The 2,401-nt window shown below is 68.9% G+C and carries 3 protein-coding genes; 2 read left to right on the top strand and 1 reads right to left on the bottom strand.

Translation table 11 applies throughout. The features are described from left to right. Positions 1–1,118: FAD-binding protein (locus DSP71_RS23445; RefSeq protein ID WP_258546342.1), on the top strand; the 1,118-nt coding region annotated here is incomplete at its 5' end. A gap of 84 nt (positions 1,119–1,202) precedes the next feature. On the opposite strand, the gene DSP71_RS08960 is transcribed toward DSP71_RS23445, so the two are convergent. Beyond that, positions 1,203–1,499, bottom strand: coding sequence for a hypothetical protein (locus DSP71_RS08960; protein ID WP_113680919.1), 297 nt, complete (start codon positions 1,497–1,499; stop codon positions 1,203–1,205). A 126-nt stretch (positions 1,500–1,625) separates the two neighbouring features. Here DSP71_RS08960 and DSP71_RS23440 point away from each other — a divergent pair. After that, positions 1,626–2,401: serine dehydratase beta chain (locus tag DSP71_RS23440; protein ID WP_309472613.1), on the top strand; the 776-nt coding region annotated here is incomplete at its 3' end.

Below are 2,401 nucleotides of genomic sequence, written 5' to 3'. Positions count from 1 at the left end.
GCCCCCCCTCTCCCCGCCGTGACGAGAATACGGGCGACTCCTTCCGCTTGGCGGTCGACGCGGGAGCTCGCCTGCGCGACCCCGAGCTCGTCCAGTTCCACCCGTCCGGCATCATCGAGCCGGAGAGCGCGGCGGGAACCCTGATCTCCGAGGCGGCTCGCGGCGAGGGCGGCATCCTGCGCAACGCGCTCGGTGAGCGGTTCATGGCTAAGTACGACCCCGAGCGGATGGAGCTGTCGACGCGGGACCGCGTCGCGCTCGCGGCGTACACCGAGATCCAGGAGGGTCGCGGCACCGAGAACGGTGGCGTCTGGCTCGACGTGTCGCACCTGCCGCGCGAGACGATCATGACCCGCCTGCCACGCGTCTATCAGACGATGATGGAGCTGCAGATGCTCGACATCACCACCGACCCGATCGAGATCGCACCGACCGCGCACTATTCGATGGGCGGTGTGTGGGTGCGGCCGGAAGACCACCAGACCGATGTCGACGGCCTGTACGCGATCGGCGAGGCCTCCAGCGGACTGCACGGCGCCAACCGACTCGGGGGCAACTCGCTCATCGAGCTGCTCGTCTACGGGCGGATCGTGGGGCAGGCGGCCATGGAGCATGCGGCCGGGCTGGATGCGCAGCGTCGGTCGGCGACGGCCGTCGCCGAGGCGCGTGCGGAGATCGACGACCTGCTCGCCGCGGAGGGACGTGAGAACGTCCGCGCGCTGCAGCGCGCGATCCGCAACCTGATGACCGAGTACGCCGGAGTCGTGCGCTCGGAGGAGGGGCTGCGCGCGGGACTCGCCGACCTCGACATGATCGAGGGGCGCATGGAGGACATCGGCATCCACCCCGACATCGCGGGTTTCCAGGACCTCGCGCACGCGTTCGATCTCAAGGCGTCGGCGCTCGCTGCACGCGCCACCCTCGAGGCGGCGCTGGAACGTCGGGAGACCCGTGGATGCCATAACCGCAGCGACTTCCCCGACACCGACCCGACACTGCAGGTGAACCTGGTGTGGTCGCCGAAGGACGGTGTGACCCGAGAGGCGATCCCTGAGATCTCGCCTGAGATCGCCGAGCTCATGCGGGAGGTCGACACCGAGGGCAAGCTCGTCGAGTAGCGGGGACCCCGTTCACGACCGCGGCCCCGTCCTGCCGATGACAGCAGGACGGGGCCTCTGTGGTGCTCCGGATTCTTCGGGAGCTCAGTCGGCCTGCGGCTCTTCCGTGTCGATCACGCCGATGCCGACCGCCTCGTGATCGGGCTCGGGCTCATCGCGCTTCGGAGCCTTGGGCTCTTCGCCCGGGGCCTTCTCGGTGCTGGGCTCTTCGAGCTCCTCGGTGCTCGGAACCTCGCTCGGGTCGGCGTCTTCTGGCGATTCCGCCTCGGCGGGTGTCGTGACCTCGCCCTCGCTCGTGTCCGACGACGGCGTGGGCGTGGGGGTCTGCGATTCGGGGGAGGCCTCGTCCGTGGTCTCCGAGTCGGGAGTGGTGTCGGTCATGATGACCCCTTTCGACGATGTGGTCTGAACAGGATGGCTCCGCACACGCAGGACGGGAAGGGGCTTGACGCGCTGATGAGTTAACCGCGGTGAACCGAAGTGGTGAATCCGGCGTAGCCTGGAGGGGTGACAGCGTACGTCTCGGCCTTCGACCTCTTCTCCATCGGAGTGGGGCCATCGAGCTCCCATACGGTCGGACCGATGCGAGCGGCCCTCGACTTCGCTCGGCGACTCACAGCGACGGGCATCCTTCCCCAGGTCGCCCGGATCGGCAGCACCCTCTACGGTTCGCTCGGAGCGACGGGTATCGGGCACGGCACCCCGGATGCGGTCGTCGCGGGCCTGCGCGGTCTCACGCCGGAGACCTGCGATCCTGCCGACGTCCGTGCAGCCTGGACCGATCTGCCCGCGCAGGCCATGATCCGCATCGACGGCACCCACGACGTCCCCTTCGCGAAGGACGACATCGTGTTCGCGCCGCGCACCCGGCTTCCCGGGCACCCGAACGCCATGACGATCACCGCCTGGGACGACTCGGGTGCGGTGCTCGCCGAGGAGACCTACTACTCGGTCGGCGGAGGCTTCATCCGACGCGACGGCGAGGAGGCGAAGCTCGCGACCGCCGGATTCCCGTATTCCTACGCGGATGCGGCGTCGCTGCTCGCCCTCTGCGACGAGAACGGACTGTCGATCGCCGAGGTGGCGCGACTGAACGAGACATCGCTGCGCTCGGAAGAGGAGGTCGCTGCCGGGCTCGATGCGATCTGGGATGCGATGTCGGGTTGTGTCGATGCCGGCCTCCACGCCGAGGGCACGCTCCCCGGAATCCTCAAGGTCAAGCGGCGTGCCGGTGTGATCCGCGGCCAGCTCGAGGAGGTGGAAGCCGACGGGCACCGCGAGCT

The organism is Microbacterium sp. H6 (assembly GCF_003314775.1).
GTDB lineage: Bacteria > Actinomycetota > Actinomycetes > Actinomycetales > Microbacteriaceae > Microbacterium > Microbacterium oxydans.
This window is presented reverse-complemented; position numbering and strand designations above follow the sequence as displayed.